General features: G+C 72.0%; 20 protein-coding genes. 4 read left to right on the top strand and 16 right to left on the bottom strand.

Translation table 11 applies throughout. The features are described from left to right. Positions 1-133 precede the first annotated feature (133 nt). From PKF00_RS20770 to mraZ, 10 genes are all read right to left on the bottom strand, one after another. Positions 134-1,222, bottom strand: a complete 1,089-nt coding sequence (locus PKF00_RS20770) for a UDP-N-acetylglucosamine--N-acetylmuramyl-(pentapeptide) pyrophosphoryl-undecaprenol N-acetylglucosamine transferase (RefSeq protein WP_271219243.1) — start codon at positions 1,220-1,222, stop codon at positions 134-136. A 14-nt stretch (positions 1,223-1,236) separates the two neighbouring features. Beyond that, the gene (gene ftsW, locus PKF00_RS20765; RefSeq protein WP_425582239.1) at positions 1,237-2,508 is read right to left on the bottom strand and encodes a putative lipid II flippase FtsW; all 1,272 of its coding nucleotides are present in this window, start codon (positions 2,506-2,508) and stop codon (positions 1,237-1,239) included. 35 nt (positions 2,509-2,543) lie between these two features. Continuing rightward, positions 2,544-3,929: a UDP-N-acetylmuramoyl-L-alanine--D-glutamate ligase gene (gene murD, locus PKF00_RS20760; protein WP_271219241.1), complete on the bottom strand. Its 1,386-nt coding sequence runs from the start codon at positions 3,927-3,929 to the stop codon at positions 2,544-2,546. Between the two features lie 37 nt (positions 3,930-3,966). Then, a complete protein-coding gene (gene mraY / locus PKF00_RS20755) occupies positions 3,967-5,025 on the bottom strand; it encodes a phospho-N-acetylmuramoyl-pentapeptide-transferase (RefSeq protein ID WP_271219240.1) in 1,059 nt (352 codons plus the stop codon). Beyond that, the gene (locus PKF00_RS20750) at positions 5,022-6,533 is read right to left on the bottom strand and encodes a UDP-N-acetylmuramoyl-tripeptide--D-alanyl-D-alanine ligase (protein ID WP_271219239.1); all 1,512 of its coding nucleotides are present in this window, start codon (positions 6,531-6,533) and stop codon (positions 5,022-5,024) included. Before PKF00_RS20750 ends, mraY begins: the two co-directional genes overlap by 4 nt. Further along, a complete protein-coding gene (locus PKF00_RS20745; protein WP_271219238.1) occupies positions 6,530-8,101 on the bottom strand; it encodes a UDP-N-acetylmuramoyl-L-alanyl-D-glutamate--2,6-diaminopimelate ligase in 1,572 nt (523 codons plus the stop codon). Before PKF00_RS20745 ends, PKF00_RS20750 begins: the two co-directional genes overlap by 4 nt. 40 nt (positions 8,102-8,141) lie before the next feature. Then, positions 8,142-9,869 carry a peptidoglycan D,D-transpeptidase FtsI family protein gene (locus PKF00_RS45300; RefSeq protein WP_486389268.1) on the bottom strand — a complete coding sequence of 576 codons (1,728 nt, stop codon included), beginning with the start codon at positions 9,867-9,869 and terminating at the stop codon, positions 8,142-8,144. 1,145 nt (positions 9,870-11,014) lie between these two features. After that, positions 11,015-11,548 (bottom strand): cell division protein FtsL, encoded by a 534-nt coding sequence (gene ftsL / locus PKF00_RS20735; RefSeq protein ID WP_271219236.1) that lies wholly within the window; start codon positions 11,546-11,548, stop codon positions 11,015-11,017. Further along, positions 11,526-12,518, bottom strand: coding sequence for a 16S rRNA (cytosine(1402)-N(4))-methyltransferase RsmH (rsmH, locus tag PKF00_RS20730; protein WP_271219441.1), 993 nt, complete (start codon positions 12,516-12,518; stop codon positions 11,526-11,528). The genes ftsL and rsmH overlap by 23 nt, the downstream gene beginning before the upstream one ends. 224 nt (positions 12,519-12,742) lie before the next feature. Continuing rightward, entirely contained in the window at positions 12,743-13,174 is a 432-nt protein-coding gene (mraZ, locus tag PKF00_RS20725; RefSeq protein ID WP_271219235.1) for a division/cell wall cluster transcriptional repressor MraZ, read from the bottom strand. Positions 13,175-13,709: 535 nt separating this feature from the next. On the opposite strand from mraZ, the gene PKF00_RS20720 reads away from it, so the two are divergent. Genes PKF00_RS20720 through PKF00_RS20710 form a run of 3 tightly spaced genes read left to right on the top strand, consistent with a single transcriptional unit; the run spans position 13,710 to position 18,360 of the window. After that, complete coding sequence (locus PKF00_RS20720; protein WP_271219234.1) at positions 13,710-14,687, top strand: AAA family ATPase; 978 nt, start codon at positions 13,710-13,712, stop codon at positions 14,685-14,687. Further along, positions 14,684-15,940, top strand: a complete 1,257-nt coding sequence (locus tag PKF00_RS20715) for a DUF58 domain-containing protein (protein ID WP_271219233.1) — start codon at positions 14,684-14,686, stop codon at positions 15,938-15,940. The genes PKF00_RS20720 and PKF00_RS20715 overlap by 4 nt, the downstream gene beginning before the upstream one ends. Continuing rightward, on the top strand, positions 15,937-18,360 hold the full coding sequence (locus PKF00_RS20710) for a transglutaminase TgpA family protein (protein WP_271219232.1): 2,424 nt from the start codon (positions 15,937-15,939) through the stop codon (positions 18,358-18,360). Before PKF00_RS20715 ends, PKF00_RS20710 begins: the two co-directional genes overlap by 4 nt. Before the next feature lie 352 nt (positions 18,361-18,712). Here PKF00_RS20710 and PKF00_RS20705 read toward each other — a convergent pair whose 3' ends face one another. From PKF00_RS20705 to PKF00_RS20680, 6 genes are all read right to left on the bottom strand, one after another. Then, positions 18,713-19,108, bottom strand: coding sequence for an SCO2097 family morphological protein (locus tag PKF00_RS20705; RefSeq protein WP_271219231.1), 396 nt, complete (start codon positions 19,106-19,108; stop codon positions 18,713-18,715). Between the two features lie 147 nt (positions 19,109-19,255). Then, entirely contained in the window at positions 19,256-20,494 is a 1,239-nt protein-coding gene (locus PKF00_RS20700) for a DNA polymerase IV (protein ID WP_271219230.1), read from the bottom strand. Between the two features lie 37 nt (positions 20,495-20,531). Further along, on the bottom strand, positions 20,532-21,290 hold the full coding sequence (locus PKF00_RS20695) for a methyltransferase domain-containing protein (RefSeq protein WP_271219229.1): 759 nt from the start codon (positions 21,288-21,290) through the stop codon (positions 20,532-20,534). Positions 21,291-21,507: 217 nt separating this feature from the next. Further along, complete coding sequence (nusB, locus tag PKF00_RS20690; protein WP_086577701.1) at positions 21,508-21,918, bottom strand: transcription antitermination factor NusB; 411 nt, start codon at positions 21,916-21,918, stop codon at positions 21,508-21,510. Further along, positions 21,918-22,478 (bottom strand): elongation factor P, encoded by a 561-nt coding sequence (gene efp, locus PKF00_RS20685; RefSeq protein ID WP_271219228.1) that lies wholly within the window; start codon positions 22,476-22,478, stop codon positions 21,918-21,920. Before efp ends, nusB begins: the two co-directional genes overlap by 1 nt. Before the next feature lie 24 nt (positions 22,479-22,502). Continuing rightward, positions 22,503-23,570: a M24 family metallopeptidase gene (locus tag PKF00_RS20680; protein ID WP_271219227.1), complete on the bottom strand. Its 1,068-nt coding sequence runs from the start codon at positions 23,568-23,570 to the stop codon at positions 22,503-22,505. A 380-nt stretch (positions 23,571-23,950) separates the two neighbouring features. Here PKF00_RS20680 and PKF00_RS20675 point away from each other — a divergent pair. Then, a partial coding sequence (locus tag PKF00_RS20675; protein WP_271219226.1) for an SDR family NAD(P)-dependent oxidoreductase occupies positions 23,951-24,519 on the top strand: 569 nt, incomplete at its 3' end.

The raw sequence follows: 24,519 nt of genomic DNA, 5'->3' as shown, positions 1-24,519 counted from the left end.
CTCGACCGCCCACTCCGCTCACTCCGTCGAGCTCGCTCCCCGCCTACCGGTCGCTCGCCCTCCTCGTTCGCCACGCGGACGATCTCGTCCCTCGACCGCCCACTCCGCTCACTCCGTCGAGCTCGCTCCCCGCTCATCTCTTCCCCTCCGCCGCGATCTGCAGCACCCTGCGGGCGAGCGTCACGTCGGCGTCCTTTCTGCCCATCCTGGCCGCGGCCTCGGACATGGCGACCACGCGTTCGGGGTCGGACAGGATGGGCAGCACGTTCTGAATGATCCACTCCGGTGACAGGTCGGCGTCGTCGGCCATCAGGCCGCCGCCCGCCTGCACGATCGGCTCCGCGTTGAGCCGTTGCTCACCGTTGCCGTGCGGCAGCGGCACATAGGCGGCGGGCAGGCCGACGGCGGTCAGCTCCGCGCAGGTCATCGCGCCACAGCGGCACAGGGCGAAGTCGGCGGCGGCGTAGGCCAGGTCCATCCGGTCGACGTACTGCAGCACGACGTACTGCGGGTCGCCCGGCGGCGGCTCCTCCTCCAGCGTGTTCTTCGGGCCGATGACGTGCAGCACCTGAACCCCGGCCCTGCGCAGCACGGGAGCGGCGCCCAGCGCCGCCTGGTTGAGCGAGCGCGCGCCCTGCGAGCCGCCGGTGACCAGCAGCGTGGGCAGGTCGGCCTCGAGGCCGAACCAGGAACGCGCCTTGTCGCCCATGGAGAGCCGGTCCAGGCCCACGATCTCGCGGCGGAGCGGGATCCCCACATGCTGGGCGTGGGGCAGGGGCGTGTTCGGATGACCGGTGAACACGTGATCGGTGAGCCGGGCGCCGAGCCGGTTGGCCAGGCCTGGCTTCGGGTTGGCCTCGTGCACCACGATCGGCACCCCGCGCCTGCGCGCCCCCAGGTAGGCGGGGGTCGCCACATAGCCGCCGAACCCGACCAGCACGTCGGCCTGGACCCTGTCCATGATGCCCGCCGCCGTGTTGATGGCCCCCGCCAGACGTCCGGGAACGGTCAGCAGCTGGGGCGTGATGGCCCGGGGCAACGGCACCGCGGGCACGAGCTGCAGGTCATAGCCCCGGGCGGGGACCAGCCGGGTCTCCAGACCGCGTTCCGTGCCGAGGCAGGTGATCCCGATGTTCGGGTCCAGTTGGCGCAGCGCGTCGGCCAGGGCCAGCGCCGGTTCGATGTGACCGGCCGTCCCGCCGCCGGCGAGGACCACCCTCATGTCGGTCCTTTCACTTATCGTCTCTCGCGGACCGGCCGTCGTCTCCGTGCCGGACCACCCAGGCCAAGCCAGCTTAGGCCCCGCGCCACCGGTCCGGGGCCACGGGCGGCGAGAGCCTCACGCGCTCCCGGCTCGAGTTTGGCGAAGGACAGCAACATGCCGAGTGCCGCCAGGGTCGGCAGCAGCGCCGACCCGCCGTAGGACACCAGGGGCAGCGGAATGCCCGTGATGGGCAGCACGCCGATGACCGCGCCGATGTTGACGATCGCCTGGCCGGCGATCCAGGCGACGGCCGAGGCGGACGCCAGGCGGACGAACGGGTCCTTGACCCGGGTCGCCACCCGCAGCCCGGCGTAGCCCAGCAGGCCGAACAGGGCGATCACCACCAGGGTGCCCATGAGGCCCAGCTCCTCACCGAGGATGGAGAAGATGAAGTCGCTCTCCGCGTGCGGGAGCCTGCCCCACTTCTGCCTGCTGGAACCGAGCCCGAGCCCGAACCAGCCGCCGCTGCCCATGGCGATCTGCCCCTGCACGGCCTGGTAGCCGGCGTCCTGGGCGTTGCCCCACGGGTCGAGCCACCCCTTGATCCGGTCGGAGCGGTATCCCTCGGTGCTGATCATAACGATGGTCGCGAGCACCGCGACCGCGAGGATCCCGCCGAACAGACGCAGCGGCGCGCCGACCACCCACAGCAGCGACAGGAAGACGAGCATCAGCACCAGCGTGGTGCCCAGGTCGCGTCCCAGCATGACCATGACGGCCAGGATCACGGTGCCCGGCATCAGCGGGATGAACAGGTTGCGCCACTCGATCATCCCGTTCCGCGCCTTGCGGGCCAGCAGGTCGGCGCCCCACAGCAGCAGCCCCAGCTTCGCGGGCTCGGAGGGCTGCAGGTAGATCGGCCCCAGGTCGATCCAGCGCTGGGCGCCGAGCTGGGAGGTGCCGACGAACAGCACCAGGACCAGGGCGATGATCGACACGACCATCAGCGGGTATCCGGCGAGCCTGAAGAAGCGCTGGGGCAGCATCGAGCAGATCCACATGATCGGGATGCCGAGGGAGACCGAGACCGACTGCTTGAAGAACCAGTAGAACGGGTTCCCCTTCTCCTGCAGCGCCTCGATGCTCGAAGCGGACAGCACCATCATCAGGCCGAGGGCGAGCAGCAGCGCGCTGCAGCCGAGGATGAGGTAATAGGAGGTCAGCGGCCGGTTGAGCAGCTCCCGGAACGCGGCGAGCTGCTCGCGCAGCCCGCTGTGCCGCGCGGCGTCCCCGCCTCTTCTGATCCTCTCAGGCCCGGCGCCCTGGTGCGCCGCCGTGCTCACTCCCGCCCGCCGTCGTGCCGGGTGACGAGCCGGTGCACGGCTCGCGCGAACGCCTCCCCCCGCGCTGGGTAGCCGGCGTACATGTCCAGGGACGCTCCGGCGGGGGCCAGCAGCACGGTGTCTCCCGGGGCGGCGAGCCTGGCGGCTTCGGTGACGACGCGGTCCATGACCCCAGTGTCTTGCCCCGGCACCTCGACCACCGGAACATTCTCGGCGTGTCGCGCCAGCGCCTGACGAATTCGCTCGCGGTCGACGCCCAGCAGCACCGCGCCGCGCAGCCGCGGCGCGGCGCGGCGTACCAGGTCGTCGACGTCGGCGCCCTTGAGCTGCCCGCCCGCGACCCAGACGATCGACGGGTAGGCGGCGAGCGAGGCCGCGGCGGCGTGCGGGTTCGTGGCCTTGGAGTCGTCCACGTAGTCGACCTCGCCGACCCGCGCGACGTGTGCGATCCGGTGCGGGTCGGGGACGAAGTCGAGCAGGCCCCGGCGTACGGCCTCGGCGGGCACGCCGTAGGACCTGGCCAGCGCCGCGGCGGCGAGGGCGTTGGCCACGTTGTGCGGCGCGAAGGGCCTGACGTCGGCGAACGAGGCGAGCTCCTCGGCGTTGCGCACCGGGTCGGCCACGAAGGCGCGGTCGACCAGCAGGTCGTCGACCACGCCGATCTGTCCGGGCCTGGGCACGTCGAGGGTGAAGCCGACCACACGCCCGTGCTCGCCGTACGGCCCGGCCAGGCGGACCGGCCACTCGTCGTCGGCGTTGTGGACGATCGTCCCCGCCCTGGCGAAGATCTCCCCCTTGGCCCTGGCGTACTCCTCGAGGGAGCCGTGCCAGTCGAGGTGGTCCGGCGCGACGTTGAGCAGGGCCGCGGCGTGCGGGGCGAGGCTGGGCGAGCGGTGCAGCTGGAAGCTGGACAGCTCGACGGCCAGCACGTCCCACGGCCCGGTGACCGCCTCGACGACGGGGGTGCCGACGTTGCCGACCGCGAGGGCCCTGTGCCCCGCGGCGGTCAGCATCGAGGTGAGCATCCGCACCACGGTGGTCTTGCCGTTGGTGCCGGTCAGCGCCAGCCACGGAGCCGCGCCCTCAGGGCGCAGCCGCCAGGCCAGCTCGACCTCGCTGACGACCTCGATCCCGTCCTCCGCGGCGGCCAGGAGCAGCGGGTGGTGCGGCGGCCAGCCGGTGGTGACGACGAGACGGGTGCCGTCGGGCAGCCCGGCGGGCGCGCCGAAGCGGACCTCGACGCCCGCCTCGGCCAGCTCCGCGGCGGCCGCCCTGGCCCGCTCGCTCTCCTTGCCCTCGATGACGACGACCTTCTCGCCCCTGGCGGCCATGGCGCGGGCGGCGGCCGTGCCCGAGACCCCGAGACCGGCGACGCAGATCACGCCGTCACCTCCGCGTCGCGGGGACTCGTGTGCGTTGTCACTGCTTCGGCATCCATTCGACGTAGAACAGTCCGAGACCGGCGGCGGCGCAGAGCCCCGCGATGAGCCAGAAGCGGACCACGATGGTCGTCTCCGCCCAGCCTGACAGCTCGAAGTGGTGCTGGAGCGGAGCCATTCTGAAGACGCGTTTGCGCGTCATCTTGAAGAAGCCCACCTGGATGATCACCGACGCCGTGATGACCACGCACATGCCCGCCAGGATGAACAGCAGGCCCTGGGTACGGGTGGTGATGGCCAGGCCCGCGAGCACACCGCCCAGGGCCAGGGAGCCCGTGTCACCCATGAAGATCTTGGCGGGCGGGGCGTTCCACCACAGGAAGCCGACCAGCGCGCCGAGCACCGCGGCCGCGACCACGGCCAGGTCGAGCGGGTCACGGACCCAGTAGCAGTTGGGGCCGAGCTGGGTGGTGCAGTTGTTGCGGAGCTGCCAGTTGCCGATCAGGACGTAGGAGGCCAGCACCACTCCGGTCGCGCCGCTGGCCAGGCCGTCGAGGCCGTCGGTGAGGTTCACCGCGTTGGAGAAGCCCACGATCATGATGAGCACCCAGATCGTGAACCCGATGAGGCCGATCGACGGGCCGAAGTCCCGCAGGAAGGACAGGCGAGTCTCCGCCGGGGTGATCAGGTAGGCGTTGGGGAAGCGGGTCACCAGGACGGCGAAGACCGCCCCGACGATGAGCTGGCCCAGCGCCTTGGCGCCGCTGCGCAGGCCGAGGCTGCGCTGCTTGTAGATCTTGATGAAGTCGTCGAGGAAGCCGACCGCGCCCAGGCCAGTCATCAGGAACAGCACCAGGATCGCCGAGACCGTCGGCAGGGTCCGGCTGTACAGGTGGGCGCAGATGAACCCGAGCAGCGCCGCGATCACGATGACGGTGCCGCCCATGGTCGGGGTGCCGCGCTTGTCGTGGTGGCCCGAGGGCCCTTCCTCACGGATGCTCTGGCCGTAACCGCGCCGCGAGAACAGGCGGATGGCCAGCGGGGTGCCGAACATCGACAGCAGCAGTCCGACCGCCGCCGCGATGAGGATCTCCATCATTGGCGCTCACCCCCGGTCAGCGCCTGGGCCACGCGCTGGAGGCCGGCGACCCGCGGCCCCTTGACCAGCACCACGTCGCCGGGGGCCAGCAGCGCGGAGAGCCCGGCGACCGCCTCGGCGACGTCGGCGACGTGGACGACCCTGGTGCGGGACGGCGCGTCGGGCGGCGTGCCCGGCGGAGCGCCGTCCTGAGCCCGCGGCTCCCCCTCTGATCCGTCCGCGGCCCGCGGGGCGGGATCCGCGCCGCTCCCGGCCCGCGGAGGGTCGCCCGCGCCGCCCGTGACGGACGCGGCGCCCGCCAGGACGGGGTCGGCGTCGGCTCCCACGACGAAGAGGGCTTCGAGGCCCGCGCTCGCGGCCAGGCGTCCCACTCCCGCGTTGAGCGCGGGGCCCTCCTCGCCGAGCTCCTGCAGCGCGGCGATGACCGCGAAGCGGCGACGGCCGCCCGCGAGGGCGTCCAGGGCGCCGAAGGCGGCGCGCATGGAGTCGGGGTTGGCGTTGTAGGCGTCGTTGATCACGGTGACGCCGTCCGGCCTGTCGGTGACCTCCATCCGCCAGCGGCTGCGGGGCTCGGCCTCCGACAGCTCCTCCGCGATGGTGGTGACCGGCAGACCGAGCTCGTAGGCGGCGGCCGCCGCGGCCAGGGCGTTGTCCACGGCGTGCTCGCCGTACAGGCGAAGTTCGACCGGCGCGGCCCCCGACGGGGTGCGCAGCGTGAAGCGGGCCCTGCCCCGCTCGTCGAGCGTCACGTCCTGCGCGCGGACGGCGGCGGTCTCGGCCCTGCCGTACCAGGTGACGCGGGCCGCGGTCCGCTCCGCCATCGCGGCCACCAGCGGGTCGTCGGCGTTCAGCACGGCCACGCCGTCGGCGGGCAGCGCCTCGACCAGCTCGCCCTTCGCCTGCGCGATCGCCTCCTTGCCGCCGAAGACGCCCAGGTGGGCGCTTCCGACGTTGAGGACCACGCCGATCCTGGGCGGGGCGATGCGGGCGAGGTCGGCGATGTGGCCCGCGTGCCTGGCGCTGAGCTCGAGCACCATGTAGCGGGTGTCCTCCGCGGCCCTCATGACGGTGAGGGGGTGGCCGATCTCGTTGTTGAACGACTCCACAGGGGCGATCGTCGGGCCGACCCTGGCGGCGAGACGGGCCAGCAGATCCTTGGTCGTGGTCTTGCCCGCCGAGCCGGTCACGCCGATGACCGTGGCCTCCGGCAGGCCGGCGGCCACGGCGGTGGCCAGCTGCGCCAGGGCCGCCAGGATGTCACCGACGACGATCGCGGGGGCGTCGACGGGCCTGGACGCCAGGACGGCGACGGCGCCCGCCGCGACCGCCTGGGCCGCGAAGTCGTGCCCGTCGGCCCGTGCGCCCTTGATGGCCACGAACAGCGACCCCGGCTCGACGGCGCGGGAGTCGATGACGACCGGGCCGCGCACCACCGCACGGGGATCGGCCATGCCGGCGAGGGCCCCCGAGGTGATCTCGGCGATCCTGGCCAGCGGCAACGGGATCATGATGCGTCTTCCCTACTCTCCATACGTGCTTCGGCCCGTGCCTCGGCGCCCGTCCGGTCGCGCCGTCTGACGATCGCCTCGGCCACGACCTGCCTGTCGTCGAACGGGAGCACCTCGCCCCCGACGTACTGTCCCTGCTCGTGCCCCTTGCCCGCCACGACGACGACGTCTCCGACGCCCGCCCTGTCGATCGCCAGGCGGATGGCGGCGGCCCGGTCCGGCTCAATGATCACATGTGCGCGCTCGTCCCCGGGCACGGAGAGGACTCCGTCCATCATCTCGGCCAGGATCCGCAACGGGTCCTCCGAGCGTGGGTTGTCACTGGTGAGAACGGCCACATCGGCGAGCCTGGCGGCCGCCTCCCCCATCATCGGGCGCTTGCCCCTGTCGCGGTCGCCGCCGCAGCCCAGCACCACGGTCAGCCTGCCTGTCGTGATCTCGCGCAGGGCGTTCAGCACGGACTCGACGGCACCCGGTTTGTGGGAGTAGTCGACGACGGCCTGGAAGCCGTCGCCTCCCGGCACCCGTTCCATCCGGCCGGGCACGCCCGTCACCGTGGCGACGCCCGCGACCGCGGCACGCAGCGGCACTCCGGCCTCGACCAGGGAGACGATCGCGCCCAGCGCGTTGGCGACGTTGAACGGGCCCGGCAGCGCGACCGTCGCCTCCTCCTCGACCCCACCGGGGCCGACCACGCGGAAGGAGCCGCCCTCGGCGCTCAGGCGGACGTCCGCCGCCCGCCAGTCGGCCTCGGCGTCGCCCTTCGCGGAGAAGGTGGTCATCGGGATCTTGCTGAGCCCCAGCAGCTCGCGCCCGTGCGCGTCGTCGACGTTGACGACGCCGGTTCGGCTCATCTCGGGAGTGAAGAGGCGGGCCTTCGTGGCGAAGTACTCCTCGAGGTCCTTGTGGAAGTCGAGATGGTCCTGGGACAGGTTGGTGAACAGCGCGACGTCGTAGAGGACCGCGTCGACGCGGCCGAGCGCGAGCGCGTGGCTGGAGACCTCCATCGCCGCCGCCGTGACGCCCTGCTCGCGCATGAGGGCGAACAGGCCCTGCAGGTCGCTGGCCTCCGGCGTGGTCAGCTTGGGGGTGAAGCGCAGCTCGCCCGCGCGGATCTCGACGCCGCCGATCAGCCCCGTCGTGTGCCCCGCGGCCCGCAGCCCCGCTTCCAGCAGGAAGGCGGTGGTGGACTTGCCGCTGGTGCCGGTCACCCCGATGACGGCCATCTCGGCCGAGGGGGCGCCGTACACCCAGGCGGCGGCCTGCCCGAGCAGGGCGCGCGGGTCCGGCACGACGAGGACCGGCAGGCCGGTCGCGACGGCGGCCTCACGCCCCTCGGGGTCGGTCAGGATCGCGGCCGCTCCCGCGGCGAGGGCCTGGGCGGAGAAGTCGGCTCCGTGGGACGTGGCGCCCGGCAGCGCGACGTAGAGGTCTCCGCGCTGGACCTGGCGCGAGTCGATGGTGACCCCGGACACCGCGGCCAGCGGCGCTCGCGACGTGCCGGAGGGCGCGCCGAGCAGGCTCGCCAGCCCCGAGAGCGGACGGGGTGAGCTGGTTGAGGGTCGCATGGACGACGGGGGACGCACGGCGAGAGCGTACCTTCCCTCATCATTCCCCGGCGCGTATCCGCACCGCGGGCGGCCTGGTTCCGGTGGGCGGGATCTTCTTGCTCTTCAACGCGAACGTCATCACTTTCTTGAAGACGGGAGCGGCGATCTCCCCGCCGTAGTGCCCCTTCTGGGGGTCCTGGACGACCGCCAGGACGACCAGGCGGGGCTTGTCCGCCGGGGCGAAGCCAACGAATGTGGAAGTGTATCCGCAGTAGCCTTGACACCTGGTGTCATAGCGCATCGCGGTGCCTGTCTTGCCCGCCACCCGGTAGCCGTCGATGGCGGCGAGGTTGCCGGTGCCGTCCGTGCTCACCGCGGCCTCCAGCATCCCCGCGATCTCCTTGGCCGTGCGCTCGCCGATGACCCGGGTCCGCGCGCCGGGTGCGGAGGGGGTGAACACGCCCTCCCCGTTGGTGGTCCCGGCCACGATCCGCGGGGTGACGCGCGTGCCGCCGTTGGCGATGGTCTGGTAGACGCTGGCGGTCTGGAGCGCGGTCACCGAGACGCCCTGGCCGTAGGCGACCGTGCAGCGCTGGCTGCCCGACCAGTTCCTCCAGTCGGGCAGGAGCCCCGCCTCCTCGCCGGGCAGGCCGCTGCCCGGTTTGACGCCGAAGCCGAAGCGCTGCAGCATCCCGTACAGCTTCTCGTCGCCGACCTTCTGGGCGGCGAGGATCGTGCCCACGTTGCTCGAGGTCGCGACCACCCCGGAGAAGGTCAGCCGCTCCATCGGGTGCGGGTGGGAGTCCCTGAGCACCTGGTCGGCGCATCTGATGTTGTCCCGCACGGAGAACACGCTCTCCGGACGCACCGCTCCCGACTCCAGGGCGGCCGCCGCGGTGATGACCTTGTTGGTGCTTCCGGGTTCGAACACGTCCGTCACCGAACGGTTGACCCAGTCCTCCGGTGGGGCCTTCTGCCAGTTCTTCAGGTCGAGCTCGGGCGCGTTGGCCATCGCGAGCAGGTGTCCGGTCTGCACGTCCATGACGATGGCGCTGCCGGTGCGCGCGCCGACGGCCTTCACCTGGTCGGCGATCGCCTTCTGCGCGGCCCACTGGATGTCGCGGTTGACGGTCAGCCGCACGCTCCCGCCGTCGACCGGCGCCTTGAGCGTGCCGCCGGTCATCGGGATGCGCTGCCCTTCGAGACCCGTCTCGACGAACTGCTCGCCGTCGCGGCCCGCGAGCAACTTGTTGTAGGTGCTCTCAAGCCCGCTCAGGCCCGTGCCGTCGCTGCCGACGAAGCCCAGCAGGGTGCCCGCCAGGTCGCCGCCGGGGTAGTCGCGCCGATAGCGGTGCTTGCTGCCGACCCCCTTGAAGTCACGGTCCATGATCCGCTGCGCGACCGTGGGGTCGACGGCCGCCGCCACCTGCTGGTAGCGGCCGCCCGCGGCGAGCTTGGCCATGATCGGCTCTTTCTGGACCCCCAGCTCGGCGGCCAGGGCCGTGGCCACCTGGTCGCGCTTGGCCGCGCTCACGACCGAGGGGTCGATGAAGATCTCGCGCGCCTCCAAGGTCAGCGCGAGCTCGTGGCCGTCGGCGTCGGTGATCGCCCCTCGCCGCGCGGGCAGCTTCTCCGGGCGGACCCGCTGCTCGGCGGCCTTGGCCGTGTAGACCTTGGAGTCCAGGCCCTGAAGCTGGATGAGCCGTCCCGCGAAGATGGACAGCACGAAGGTCATCCCGATCAGGCCGACGCTGATGCGCCTGCCGGGGTTGCCGAGGCGCAGCACGGCGGGAGGGCGCGCGGGAGGACGGGGCGGCGTGCCGCCGAGGCGGATCCTGCCCCCTGCCCTGCCGAGGTCGCCCGCCCGCCCGTCACCGCGCCCCGCGCCGGGGCGGGCCGTGCCGGGGGCGACGTCCTCTCCTGGCCTCGGCGGGCGCCGGGGCGTCCGCGGGCCGCCCGCGTCCTCCTGACGCGTCGGCCCCGCCACCGACTCGAACCGCACCGGCCTGCCCGAGGACCCCGGCCCTCTGGTCCCTGCCGAGGCGCCGGGTCTGCCCGGACTCCTCTCGGGACGCGCGGACCCGCCCGCTCCCGTCTGGCCGCCCTGCCTGCCCGAGGCCCCCTCGGAACGCGGCCTGCCGCCCCCCGCGGGGCCGCCGGGCCTGCCCGGGGTTCCCTCGGAACGCGCTCTGCCGCCTCCGCCTGAGGCGCCGGGCCTGCCGGGTGAGCCCCCGGGACGCGGCCTTCCCGCGCCGCCCTGGCCCGTCTGCCTGCCCTGGCCGCCCTCGGGACGCGCGGACCTGCCCGCTCCCGTCTGGCCGCCCTGCCTGCCCGAGGCCCCCTCGGAACGCGGCCTGCCGCCCCCCGTCTGACCGTCGGATCTGCCGGAGGTCCCTCCTGGACGCGGCTTGCCCGCTCCTGCCGGACGGCCCGGCGTGCCGGGTGAGCCCGCAGGACGCGGCCTTCCCGCGCCGCCCTGGCCCGTCTGCCTGCCCTGGCCGCCCTCGGGACGCGCGGACCTGCCCGCTCCCGCCTGGCCGCCCTGCCTGCCCGAGGCCCCCTCGGAACGCGGCCTGCCGCCCCCCGTCTGACCGTCGGATCTGCCGGAGGTCCCTCCTGGACGCGGCTTGCCCGCTCCCCCCGGACGGCCCGGCGTGCCGGTCCCCTCCCCCGGCTGCCTGCCGGAGGAGCCCGGTCTGCCTGTGCCCGCGCCGTCCGGCCTGCCCTGCCCGTCAGGGCGGGGACGGCCAGGGGCGCCTTGCCCGTCGGGACGCGGAGGACGCCCCGAGGCTCCCGGCTTCCCTGTGGCGTCCTGGCCTCCCGGCCGCCCGGTACGGCCTGGACCTCCTGGAACACGGCGGCCGGAGCCTCCGGCGGATCCGCTGCCGGAACCGCCGCGCCCCGGACCGGGGCCCCGCCCCCCGGTCTCCCTCACCGGCCCGTGCCCGGCACTCGCTCCTGCCCCGCGGGCGTCTGGCCGTCGCTGGCGGCCTTGCCGTTGGCGGAGCCGTCGGTGATGACGTTGAGGTCGTCCCAGTCCGGCTGCTGCCCCTGCTTCTCGGCGTTCTGCGCGAGCCACTCGGGGGTGTCCATCTGGGCGTTCAGGTGCTTGAGCTCCTCCTTCTTCTGGCGGAGCTGGTTGTTGCCGTTACGCAGCTCGTTGGCCCTGAAGGAGTCCTGGGCGAGGATGGTGTTCAGCAGCAGGAGGCTGACCAGGCCGCCGCAGAGCAGGCCGACCACGAGCAGCAGGAAGGGAGCGCGCGGCGCCCGCCCCCGGCGGCGTGCCGCGGACGCGGCCGCCGTGGGCGCCGCGACCGTCCTGACCGCCTGGCCGGCGGCGGGAACGGTCCTGACCGGCCTGGCCCTGCGCGCCGGGGGCGTCGCACGGGGGACACGCGCCGGCCGTCCGCCGCGACCTGGCGCGGTGCGGCGAACGTCTTGCTCACTCCTCGTCAACTGCCTCACGAATCCTCTCCGCCGCCCGGCACCGGGCGGAGGCGGCACGCGGGTTGCGGGCCACCTCTTCTTCGCTCGGGAGCTCTGCTCCCCTTGTCAGGAGGGCGAACCTCGGCTGGTGAGCCGGCAACGGGACGGGCATCCCCGGCGGCCCCGTCTCCTTGGTCCGCGTCGCGAGGACCTGCTTGGTGAGCCGGTCCTCGAGGGAGTGGTAGGCGAGCACGACCACGCGCCCGCCGAGCGTCAGCGCGTCGAGCGCGGCGGGGAGCGCGCGTTCCAGTGCTGTCAACTCCGCGTTCACCTCGATCCTCAACGCCTGGAAAGTCCTTTTGGCGGGGTTGCCCCCGGTCCGTCGAGTGGCGGCGGGGATTGCCTCACGGACAATCTCCGCAAGCCGCTTAGTCGACGTTATGGCCTCCTTGGCCCGTTCCTTGCCGATTAGGTGCGCGACACGCGGGGCGAATCGTTCCTCGCCGTAATCCCGGAGGATCCGGATCAGCTGGGGAACCGGGTAGGTGTTCACGACGGTCTCGGCGGTCAGCTCCTGGTCCCGGTCCATGCGCATGTCCAGCGGCGCGTCGTAGGAGTAGGCGAAGCCACGCTCCGCCTCGTCCAGTTGCGGGGAGGAGACGCCCAGGTCGAACAGCACCCCGTTGACCCGGGGATGCCCGCTGTCGGCGAGCACCTCGGTGAGCTCGTCCGAGACCGCCCTGACCAGGGTGGTCCTGTCGGCGTACGGCGCGAGCCTGGCGGTGGAGCGCTCGATCGCGGTGGGGTCCCGGTCGATGCCGACCAGGTGCAGCGAGGGGTGGGCCGCGAGGAGCGCCTCGGCGTGACCGCCGAGGCCGAGGTTGGCGTCGACCACGACGGGGTGGGGCCCGGACAGCGCCGGGGCCAGGAGCTCGAGCACGCGCTCGAGCATCACGGGCACATGGCCGCCGGAGGCCGGAAGATCATGCTTGTCGTTTTCGGCGCGCATGAAGCGCAACCCCCTTCTCGCCGCCACGATCGCGGTTGTGCGACGGACGCTCATCGGTGTCTCTTGACTGGCTCCCACCCCCGGGGGCCGTCCGGCCAGGTCCCCATCCGCACCCGTGTGCCGCCTGTCACCTGACACCGGGGAAGGTGCATCAGCTGACAGGCATGTGGTTGCGGGTGGAGACCTCGCCGAACGACGTTTTCACCCATGAGTCGACCGTGGAGTCACAGAATCCCTGGCAGCACCTCCTCCGACAGATCGGAAAAAGCCTGCTCTTGGTCGGCCAGATACTTGTCCCAGGCGCACGCGTCCCAGATCTCCAGCCGGGTGTTGGCGCCGATGACCGCACAGTCACGACGCAGGCTGGCGTACTCGCGCAGAGCCTGCGGGATGGTGATCCGGCCTTGCTTGTCGGCGACCTCGTCGGAGGCGCTGGCGAAGAAGACACGGCTGTAGTCGCGGACCGCCTTGGCGGTCACCGGCGCGGTGCGCAGAGCCTCGGTAATGCGCTGGAACTCCTCTACGGGGAAAACGTAGAGGCAGCGCTCCTGGCCTTTGGTGATCACCAGACCCTCCGCCAGCTCCTCACGGTACTTCGCCGGCAGGAACAGCCGTCCCTTGTCATCGAGACGCGGGTGATGAGTGCCGAGGAACACCGGCCCCACCTCCCGTGCCTAGCGGAGCACCTGGCGCTGTAGCCCCTGCCCTCCACTGCGCACCACCATACTCCACTTCTCTCCACCGTCAACTGATTCTACGGGTCTTAGCGATGGGTTTCGCCGTTATTTCCCCAGCTCAGAAAGGGTGGGGCGGAGTGGAGGGGGTAAGCCGCCCCCACATGTCACGGGCGTGTCGAGAAGGTGAGCGACAGCCGGGCAATCGCGAAATCGACCGGCCGGCGACACCGAGGGGGGAAAAGTGGAGCGCCGGGAGGCCTGCGGCGGGCCCGGGACGCCTTTCCCCGAGCGGCCCCCGCCCGCTCGTCACGAGATCCGCACGACTCTCCGACAAGAACAGGATGCTCAGCTCACACACTGTGTCTGTCCACCCAGAAACAGCCCTAATACCCACATAGAGTCGCTCTGGAACCCACAGCGTCGTAGTGTCGGTACGCACAATGGAAAAGGGGCTATAAAGGCCCCGAAAATACAACCCCCCGGCGCGAAACCGCCGCAGCTTCATGGAGGCCTGGTGGCAGTAACCCACGACGTCTCACCTCGACTCGATGATCTGGTCGTCACGGCGCATCGCATCCGCCAGGCGATCGAGTCGGTGATCGAGGGCAAGGGCGACGCCGTCCGCCTGACCTTGACCGTCCTTCTCGCCGAAGGGCACCTTCTCATCGAGGACGTGCCCGGAGTCGGCAAGACGATGCTCGCCAAGGCGCTGGCACGATCCATCGACTGCCCGGTCCGCCGGATCCAGTTCACCCCCGACCTGCTGCCGAGCGACATCACGGGGGTCAGCGCCTACAACCAGCAGACCAGGGAGTTCGAGTTCAAGCCCGGTCCGGTGTTCGCCAGCATCGTGGTGGGCGACGAGATCAACCGAGCCTCGCCGAAGACGCAGTCGGCGCTGCTGGAGTGCATGGAGGAGCACCAGGTCACCGTGGACGGCACGACCTACGCGCTGGACAGCCCCTTCATGGTCATCGCGACCCAGAACCCCATCGAGATGGAGGGCACCTACCCCCTCCCCGAGGCGCAGCGCGACCGCTTCACCGCCCGGATCGCGATGGGCTACCCCGCGCCGGGCGCCGAGCTGGAGATGCTCGACGTGCACGGCGCCACCTCTCCGCTGGACAAGCTGGAGCCGGTGGCGACGACCGCGGAGGTCAAGGCGCTCATCGAGGCGGTGCGCGCGGTCTACGTCTCGCAGCCGATCAAGAAGTACGCCGTCGACCTGGTGACCGCCACCCGCCACTCCCCCGAGCTGCGCCTGGGCGCCTCTCCACGTTCGACCCTGCAGCTGGTCAGGGCCGCCAGGGCGCACGCGGCGCTGGCGGGACGCGACTACGTCATCCCCGACGACCTGCAGGAGCTGTGCGTTCCCGTCCTGGCGCACCGGCTGCTGCCCAGCGTCGAGGCCCAGGGCCAGCGGCGCATGCCCGAGCAGGTGATGGCAGACCTGGTCCGCCAGGTTCCGGTGCCCGAGGCCCAGACGAAGTGATCTCAGGCCTCAAAGCGCTCACCGCCCGCGGCCGGTCCTTCCTCGCGTCCGGTGTCGCGGCACTGCTGTGCGCCTTCCTCCTCGGGGAGCACGACCTGCTCAGGATCGGGGTGCTGATCGTCACCATGCCGCTGCTCGCGGCGATGGTGGTCAGCCGCACCCGCTACCGGCTGAGCTGCGCGCGACGCCTGGACCCGCCCAGGTGCCCGGTGGGCAGCGAGGCCACCGTGACACTGCGTCTTGAGAACGTCACCCGGCTGCCGACCGGCCTGCTGATGATCGAGGACACCGTTCCCTACGCGCTGGGAGCCCGGCCCAGGTTCGTGCTGGACCGGGTGGAGGCGCAGGGCGTCCGGGAGATCGACTACCGGGTCAGGTCCGACCTGCGGGGGCGCTTCGGCATCGGCCCGCTCACCGTGCGGATCAGCGACCCGTTCGGCCTCGTCGAACTGACCAGGTCCTTCACCATCAGCGACACCCTCGTGGTGACCCCGCACGTCGTGCCCCTGCCCCGGGTCCGTCTGTCCGGGGAGCTGGCGGGCGGAGGCGAGAGCCGTACCAGGAGCGTGGCGGCCGCGGGCGACGACGACGTCGCGCCGCGCGAGTACCGGCAGGGCGACGACCTGCGGCGGGTGCACTGGCGCTCGACCGCCAGGTACGGCGAGCTGATGGTGCGGCGCGAGGAGCAGCAGTGGCAGAGCCGGGGCGCGCTGCTGCTGGACACCCGCAGGTACGCGCACCGGGGTGAGGGCCCGCGCTCCTCCTTCGAGGTCGCGGTCTCGGCCGCGGCCTCCATCGGCGCGCACCTGGCCCACGAGGGACTCGGCCTGCGTCTGATCACCGACCAGGGCGCGGAGCGGCTCCCCGAGACCGGGCTCGGCTGGTCGCTGCTGGACGCCCTCGCCGAGATACGGACCAGCTCGGCGCGTTCCCTGGAGTACGGCATAGCCGCCCTGCGGCAGGGCGGCGGCGAAGGCCTGATCGTCGCGGTGCTCGGCGTGATGGACGTCGAGCAGGCCAGGGCGCTGGCCAGGCTCAGGCACGGCAACGTGACCGGGGTGGCCGTGATGCTGGACGTGGCGGGCTGGGAACTACCCGAGCTCGGCGAGAACGAGCACTACCAGGCGGCGCGGGGGGTGCTCGCCGGGGCCGGGTGGCGCGTCGTGCGGCTGCCCGCGGGCGCCTCGATCGCGAACGTGTGGCCTGACGCCGCGCAGCGCGGACGATTCGCATTCACCGGGGGCGGCTCATGAGACTTCCCATCGCGTCAGGCGCGGCCACGGCGGCGGTCGCGGTCACGCTCTACCCCCTCTTCCAGGGCGGCGCCTGGTTCTGGACGAGCCTCGGGGCCATCGTGGTCGTGACCGGCGTCGGCATGCTGGCCAGCCGCCTCACCCTGCCGGACTGGCTGGCGCCGCCGGCCCAGCTCGTCGCACTGTGGATCTACCTGACGGCCGTGTTCGCCGGCGGCAAGGCGTGGGCGGGCGTCGTTCCCACCCGGGATTCGCTCCTCGCCCTGGGCAGGCTGCTGCTCACCGGGTTCGCCGACATCCAGCGCTTCGCGGCCCCCGTGCCCGCGACCGTCTCCATCACGCTGCTGACCTGCGGGGGCGTCGGCCTGATCGCGATCGTGGTCGACCTGCTGGCCTCCCGCGTGCGCCGGGCCGCGCTCACCGGGCTGCCGCTGCTGGCGCTGTTCACCGTTCCCGCGGCGGTCGTCACCGAGCCGATCGGCTGGCCCGCGTTCATCATCTCCGCCCTGGGCTACCTCGGGCTGCTGGTGGCCGACGGCAGGGAGCGCGTCAGCCACTGGGGCAGGGCGGTGCTGGTGCGCCGGACCTCGGCCTACGCCAGGCCGAGGACCGCCTCGGACCCCGGGGTGCTGCGCCTGTCCGGCAAGCGCATCGGGGTGACCGCGATCGTGCTGGCCGTCCTGCTGCCCGCGCTGCTTCCCACCCTGGAGCCGGACCCGCTGTTCGGCTTCGGCGTCGGCAACGGAAGGGGCAGGGGCGGCAACTCGATCAGCATCCCGAACCCGATCGTCAACCTGCGGGGCGAGCTGTCGCTGCCGGTCAACTCCGACATCCTCACCTACACCACCAGCGACAACTCTCCGCGCTACCTGAGGATGTACTCACTGGACATCTTCGACGGCCAGCAGTGGACGATGACGGGCCCGAACGGCCGTCCCGAGGACCGGACCTCGGAGGGGCCGCTGCCCCGTCCTCCGGGCCAGGGCACGGGCGTGCCCGTCACGAACGTGACGACCAAGATCACGGTGAGCGACGAGATCAGGAACCTGAAGTTCCTGCCGCTGCCGTACCCTCCCGGCAGGATCGACGTCGAGGGCGACTGGCGCCCCGACCGGGACACGCTGATGGTCTTCTCCACGCAGGACACCGCGGAAGGGCTGACCTACACCGTCGTCAGCGACGAGCCGAACCCGACGGCGGAGATCCTCAAGTCCACCAGGCCCATCCCCCCGGAGATCGCCGAACGCTATCTGCAGCTGCCGAGGAACCTGCCCCGCGAGGTCAGGGAGCTGGCCGCGCGGGTGGCGGAACGGAGCGGCGGCCACTACGAGCGGGCGGTCCGGCTCCAGGAGTTCTTCACCAAGGACGGCGGGTTCACCTACAGCCTGTCCACCCAGGGGCACGACGAGCAGGCGCTGACGGACTTCCTGATCCACAACCGGGCCGGATACTGCGAGCAGTTCGCCGCCTCGATGGCAGTGATGGCGAGGATCCTGGGCATCCCCGCCAGGGTCGCCATCGGCTACACCGGCGGCAGCAGGCTCGGCGAGCGGTGGCAGGTGCGCATGCACGACTCCCACGCGTGGCCGGAACTCTACTTCGAGGGGGTCGGGTGGCTGCGGTTCGAGCCGACCCCGACCGGCAGCGGAGGCCAGGGCAGCGCGACGGTTCCGTCCTACACCCGCACGGAGGCCGCCAAGCCCGAGGGCGGCCGGCCGACCACGGCTCCGACCGTCGGCTCCGGCGCGCTCGACCTGCCCAACGGGTCGGCGAGCAACCCCCGCAACCGGATGCTCGACCTCGAGTACGGCGGCGGCGCCCTCGTCACCGCGGACGAGGGCACGCCGACGGCGGTGCGGATCGGCCTCGGCGTGGCGATCGCGGCGCTGGTCGGGCTCGTCCCCGCGCTGCTCCGCTGGCAGCTGCGCGCCCGCCGCCGAAGGTCCTACTCCCGCGCCGCCTCGAGCGCCCCCGTCGTCCTGGAGTCGACCGGCGTCACGGCGGCCAGGACCGGCAGGTGGGAGTCGGCGACGACGGCGGCCTGGGCCGAGCTCGACGACGCGTTGTGCGACTACGGGATGTCCCGGCAGCCGAGCGAGAGCCCCAGGGCGCTGGCCGGGCGGCTGATCGGGCAGTACGGGTTCGACGCGGAGGCGGCGGCCTCGATGACGAGGATCGCCACGGCGGTCGAGCGGATGCTCTTCGCCAGGACCCCCGGCGAGATCGGCTCGCTGCGGGAGGACCTCCGCGTGGTGCGCCGGGCGCTGGCGGCCACGGTGACGCGTGGCAGGCGGATCCGGGCGGTCCTGCTGCCGCCCTCGACGCTCCTGCGGATGCGGCGCCTGGGGGGCCGCCTGCTCGACGGTTTCGACCGGCTCGAGAACCTGAGGCTGCGCAGGCCCGCCAGGCGGAACGTCTGACCTGCCTCCCGGCCTCCGGCGACGGTCCCCCGTGGGGACGCCGGAGGCCGGGAGGCACCGGGAGATCCGGCACACCGGGGATCGGGGTCCTCCGGAGACGCGGGGCCCCGAAGGTCCTGGAGGGCACGGGCGTCCGAAGACCCGAAGGAGCCCTGCGGGGCCGGGGAGGCACGGGCACCCGAAGACCTGGAGAAGCCCCGAAGGGCCGGGGAGGGCAGCGCGTCCGAAGGCCCGAAGGGGCCTCGAAGGGCCGGGAAGGCGCGAGGATCCGGGAGGGCCGCCTCCGGCGGAGGCGGCCCATGACCGTCAGAACCAGTGGCCCGCGACCGTCACGAGGACGGGCCCAGGCCCGCTAGCGCTCGTCGTGGCGACGGCGCCAGCGCTCTTCCATCCGCTCCATGAAGCTCGGCCGGGGGCCGCCACGGCGCCTGGCTCTGCCCGGCTGACCGGAAGGGCCGGCCGCTGAGGCCTCGCCGAATCCGTTCATCCGCTTCCAGCTGGATAGACCCCACAAACACGCGGCGAGCATGACCACGAAACCGACAACGCCGAGCAGGATGTAGTTCATGACGCCGACCATCAACAGGACGACGCCCAGGATGAAGCCGATGGAGGCCTTCACCAGGCGGCGCTTGTAGTGGCTGCGCGGATCACTGATCCTTACGGTATTGGCCCACTTCGGGTCCTCGGCGTAGAGGGCCTGCTCGATCTGGTCGAGCAAGCGCTGCTCGTGCTCAGAGAGCGGCACGGCGCCTCCCAAGGACAGCCCCAGTACGGGGAAGACGGTGACGGACGACACGGGGTGTCCGAACCTCGCGGTCGGTTATCCCCAGAATACGAGGCTGTAGACGTAGACGAAAGAAAACGTCCAACGTAGTCCAAACCGGAGGCGGTGTCATAGATCTATTTCATCAAACGACGGGCGAACAAGCGACGCCGGGAGCACCGCATCACGGCCGAACCTGCGCGTCGCCCGGTCCACCGCCTGCTCGGCCTCCCGCCAGCCGGTCTCCCGCTCTCCCAGGCCGAGCTGCCTGGTCACCTCGGCGGCCGGACGGAGGTTCTCGACCCGCACTCCGACCAGGCGGAGCCGTATGCCGTCCAGATCCGCGGCGGCGTACAGGTCGCAGGCGGTGGTGTAGATCACCCTGGCGACGTCCGTCGGCTCCCTGAGGGTCCTGGAGCGGGAGATGGTGGTGAAGTCGGCGCGGCGGAGCTTGACGCTGACCGTGCGGCCCGCGTGAGCGCCCTCCCTGAGCCTGGCGGCGACCCGCTCGGAGAGACGGAGCAACTCCTTGCGGATCTTCACCGGGTCGCCGACGTCCGTGGCGAACGTCTCCTCGGCCCCGATGCTCTTGTCGGGCGCGTTCGGGGTCACCCTGCGCTCGTCGCGCCCCCAGGCGAGCGCGGCCAGGTGAGCGCCGATCGCCTGGCCCAGATCGCGCTGGAGCGTCTCCACCGGGACCCTGGCGAGATCGCCGACCGTCTTGATCCCCAACCGCACCAGGGACTGCTCGGTGCGCTCTCCGACGCCCCACAGCGCCGCGACGGGGAGCGGGTGGAGGAAGTCGACCACCCTGTCCGCGGGCACGACCATCAGGCCGTCGGGCTTGCAGTGCTGCGAGGCGAGCTTTGCCACGAATTTACTGTTCGCCACCCCGACGGAGCAGGTGATCCCGTGCTCGCGCACGACCCTCTCGCGGATCATGGCGGCGATCGCGGCGGGCGGGCCCAGCCGCTTGCGGGCCCCGCCGACGTCGAGGAACGCCTCGTCCGAGGCGATCGGCTCCACCTCCGGGGTGAACGTGTGGAAGATCTCCATGACGCCCCGGGAGACCTCGGAGTACTTCCCCCGGCTCGGCGGGATGATCACTGCTCGGGGGCACAGGCGCCGGGCCCGCGTCATGGGCATCGCCGAGTGCACCCCGAATCTCCTGGCCTCGTACGTGGCACTGAGCACCACGCCGCGGGCGCCCGGCGCGCCGACGATGACGGGGACGCCCCGCAGCTCGGGCCGCTCGCGCAGCTCGACGCTGGCGTAGAAGGCGTCCATGTCCACGTGGAGGATCGGGCAGCCCGTGTCGTCGGAACCCAGGTCGGAACCGGGACGCGGCACCTGCTGTTTCCTCGACACGCCCCCATTGTATGGGAACGCGCGTTCGACGGAAGGCTCACCGGCGACCGAGGGCGTGCAGCTGGGTCGCGATGTCCCTGAGCACCGGGTGGGCGGCGGCGGCCTGCTCGAGGGCGACCAGCGCACGCGCGGCTCCCGGTTCCCCGTCGAGCAGACGGCTCGGCACCAGGTCCGCGAAGATCCGCACGCCGTGGACCTCTCCGAGGGTGAACCCGGTCACGGCCAGGAGCCGGGACAGGGCCTCCCTGGTGAAGCGCCTGGGAGTGGGGTCGCGATCGCCCCACCGGCCCTCGGGGTCGTCAAGGACCTGGAGCGCCTCGTCGAAGCGGCCCGCCACGGAACGGTGCAACGCGGCCGCGAGCGGGTTGGCGGCCAGCACGCTGACCGCGCCGCCCTCGCGCAGCAGGGCGGCCATGGCGCTCAGCGCGCTGACCGGATCCTCGACGTACTCCAGGACGCTGTGACACAGCACCAGGTCGGCGCCGTCGACGGGGAGGAGCTCCCTCAGGTCCGCGGCGTCCCCCTGCAGGGCGCGCACGGTCACTCCCGCCTCCGCGGCACGGCGCTCGAGCGCGGCCAGCGAGTCGGGGCTGGGGTCGACGACCGTGACGGCGTGCCCGAGACCGGCGAGCGGCACGGCGAAGCCTCCCGTCCCGCCTCCTGCGTCGACGATGTCGAGCCGATCCCTGCCGGTCGCGGTCACCCGGTCGGCGAGCACTGCCCGCAGCACGTCCCATACGACGGCGGTGCGGACCGCCGGGGTGCCTGATGGGCGCGAGATGCCTACGGCGCGCAACTTCAGATCGCCTCCTCTTTCGCGGTACGAGCCCAGCCTACGCCGGGACGGCCGCGGGACCGTCCGAGGGCGATCCATGGCCCCGCCTGATCGAGTCTTTCCCCGGTGCGGACCGCCAGCGTGGAGAGCAAGCGACCAGAAGGGGAAAAATCCATGTATGGCTCCCGCGGCACGCCTGTGGAGGGACCGGGTCGCCCGATCCCTCCATGGGCGTGGCCTACAGCGCGAGGGACGGCTTGAGCTGCTTGAAGCGGGCCATGAGGCCGTTGACGAACTGCGGCGACTCGTCCGTCGACAGCTCGGACGCCAGACCGACCCACTCACTGATGACGACGCCCTCGGGGACGTCGGGCATCCACAGCAGCTCGTAGGTGCCACCGCGCAGCAGGTTGCGGTCGACCGCGGGCATGCGGTCGAGCGTCCAGCCCTCGGCGTAGGTGGTGATCAGCTCGTCGATGCGCGCGCGGTGTCTGCACACCCCCTCGACGATCGTCGCGGTGTACTCGTTGACGGGCGGCTCCGCCCGCTCAAGGCGCTCGGCCAGCACGCTGAGCGGGTCCTGGCTGCGCGCCTCCGCCTCGAACAGGATGTCCAGCGCGCGCCTGCGCGCCTTACCCCGTGCGGACATCAGGCGCGGCCGAGGTAATCGCCGGTGCGGGTGTCGACCTTGACCTTCTCGCCGGTCGTGATGAACAGCGGCACCTTGATCTCGGCGCCGGTCTCCAGCTTGGCGGGCTTGGTGCCGCCGGTCGAGCGGTCACCCTGCAGGCCGGGCTCGGTCTCCGCGATGATCAGCTCGACGGCCGCGGGCAGGTCGACGTAGAGCACGTTGCCCTCGTTGACCGCCACGGTGGCGAGCATGTTCTCCAGAAGGTAGTTGGCGGCGTCGCCGACAGCGGGGCGCGAGACGTTGAGCATGTCGTAGGTCTCGGTGTCCATGAAGACGAAGTCGTCGCCGTCCATGTAGGAGAACTGCATCTCGCGCTTGTCGACGTTGGCCACCTCGACCTTGACGCCTGCGTTGAAGGTCTTGTCGACGACCTTGCCGGAAAGGACGTTCTTCAGCTTGGTGCGGACGAACGCACCACCCTTGCCGGGCTTGACGTGCTGGAACTCCACAACGGTCCAGAGCTCACCGCCGTCGAGCTTGAGCACCAGGCCGTTCTTGAGGTCGTTCGTCGTCGCCACTAGTTTCTCCTGCGTACGGCCGCTCTAAAGGACAAGCAGCTCTTTGGTCGTCCGTGTGAGAAGTTCCGGTCCGTCATCACGCGTCACGAGCGTGTCCTCGATGCGGACGCCGCCCCTGCCCGGCAGATAGACGCCGGGCTCGACGGTGACCGGAACTCGATCCTCTAGTCTAGCGTGCTCGCCGTCGGGTTCCGGCTTCGGCGGAGACAGGAACGGCACCTCGTGGATCTCCAGCCCGACGCCGTGACCGAGGCCGTGCCCGAAGCGCTCGCCGTAGCCCGCCTCGGCGATCAGGTCGCGGGCCGCCGCGTCGACCTCGTGGGTGACCGCGCCGGGCCGTACGGCGTGGCGACCGGCCCGCTGCGCGGCGCGGACCAGGTCGTAGAGCTCCCGCTGCCAGGCCGCGGGCTCGCCGATCGCCACCGTCCTGGTCATGTCGGCGTGGTAGCCCGCGTACAGCGCCCCGAAGTCCATGGTGACCAGGTCGCCGCGCTCCAGTGGCCGGTCGGAGGGCGAGTGGTGGGGAATCGAGCCGTTGGGGCCGGAGGCCACGATCGAGTCGAAGGCGGGTTTCTCCGCGCCCAGCTCGATCATCCGGGTCTCGAGCGCCCTGGCGATCTCCTTCTCCGTCACCCCGGGCCGCAGTCTGGGCAGCACGTCGGCGAAGGCCTGGTCGGTGAGCGCGCACGCGGTGCGGATGAGGTCGATCTCCCCCTCGTCCTTGACCCTGCGCACCGACTCGACCAGCCCGGACAGCCGCAGCAGGTCCTCGCCCAGGCGGAAGTAGTCGGCCACCGGCATGTGGTGCGCCTCGACGGCGACCCGGTCGGCCAGCGGAACCAGGCTTCCCGCGACGTCGCGCTCCTCGACCACCTCGATGTCCGAGCAGATCCGTCTGGCGGTCTCGGCGTATCGGGAGTCGGTGGCCAGCGTGGCCACCGCGTCCGCGGTGACCAGGACGGCCGCGTTCGAACTCGCCAGGCCGGTCAGGTAGCGCACGTTGACGGGCCGGGTGACCAGTAGGGCGTCCGCCTCGTGAGCGGACAGCATCGCCGCCAGGCGTTCGCGGCGCTGAGCGTGGATGACGGTCATGACCTGCATGCTATTGACGATGTTCGTCCCTGTCGTCCCCTGGCGTCGTTCGCCGTCTCTCGTGGCGTGGGAAGGGCGCGGGGACGCGCCGGGGCCGGGCGTCCCGTCCTGAGCCGTGACGCGTCCGCACCCGTCCGGCCGGGAACGGGCTCGCTCCGTCGGCGCCCCGCCCTCCGGTCGCGTCGTGCGCCGCCGCCCGCGCGGCCCCGTCCGGCGGACGGCGGGGAGAGCTCATGTTCCCCGGGGCCCGGAGCGGGCACTGTGATCCCGTGTTCACACCGACTGCCCATCGAAGGCGAGAGGGAGCATGGGCCGTTCATACGTGGTGACAGGCGGCGGGCGCGGCAGACGCCTCCCTGCACTCCGCGCCCACCCGGCGGGTGCTGGAGCTCATCGCGGCCAACCTGAACGCCGCCGTCGTCGGATGCGCGACCGCGGTACGCCGTTTTCTCGCGGCGGGGACGCCGGGGGCGATCGTCAACGTCTCCTCGCACCAGGCGCGGCAGGCGGTCAGGGGCTGCGTGCCGTACGCGACGGCCAAGGCCGCCGTCGAGGGGATGACCCGCGCGCTCGCGGTGGAGTACGGCGCGCACGGCATCCGCGTCAACGCGGTGGCCCCCGGTTCGGTCGAGACCGAGCGCTACACGGAGTTCCTCGTCTCCCTGGGGCCGGAGGGCGCCGCCAGGATCGAGCGGGAGATGGCGCTCCTGCACCCGATCGGCAGGGTCGCGCGCTCCGGGGAGGTGGCGGACGCGATCGCCTACCTGCTGTCCGACGGGGCCGGGTTCATCACCGGGGCGACCGTTCCCGTCGACGGCGGGCGGACGGTCCTCGCCCACGACCCCGAGTCGTGGGCGTCGTGGTCGTCCACGAACGCCGATCGGAATGTCCCGGTAACCGGATGTGACGCTCTGAACTCATGCGGCATTGAGGGCTCCATAGGAGAATT

The organism is Streptosporangium carneum, from assembly GCF_027922005.1.
GTDB lineage: Bacteria > Actinomycetota > Actinomycetes > Streptosporangiales > Streptosporangiaceae > Streptosporangium > Streptosporangium carneum.
This window is presented reverse-complemented; position numbering and strand designations above follow the sequence as displayed.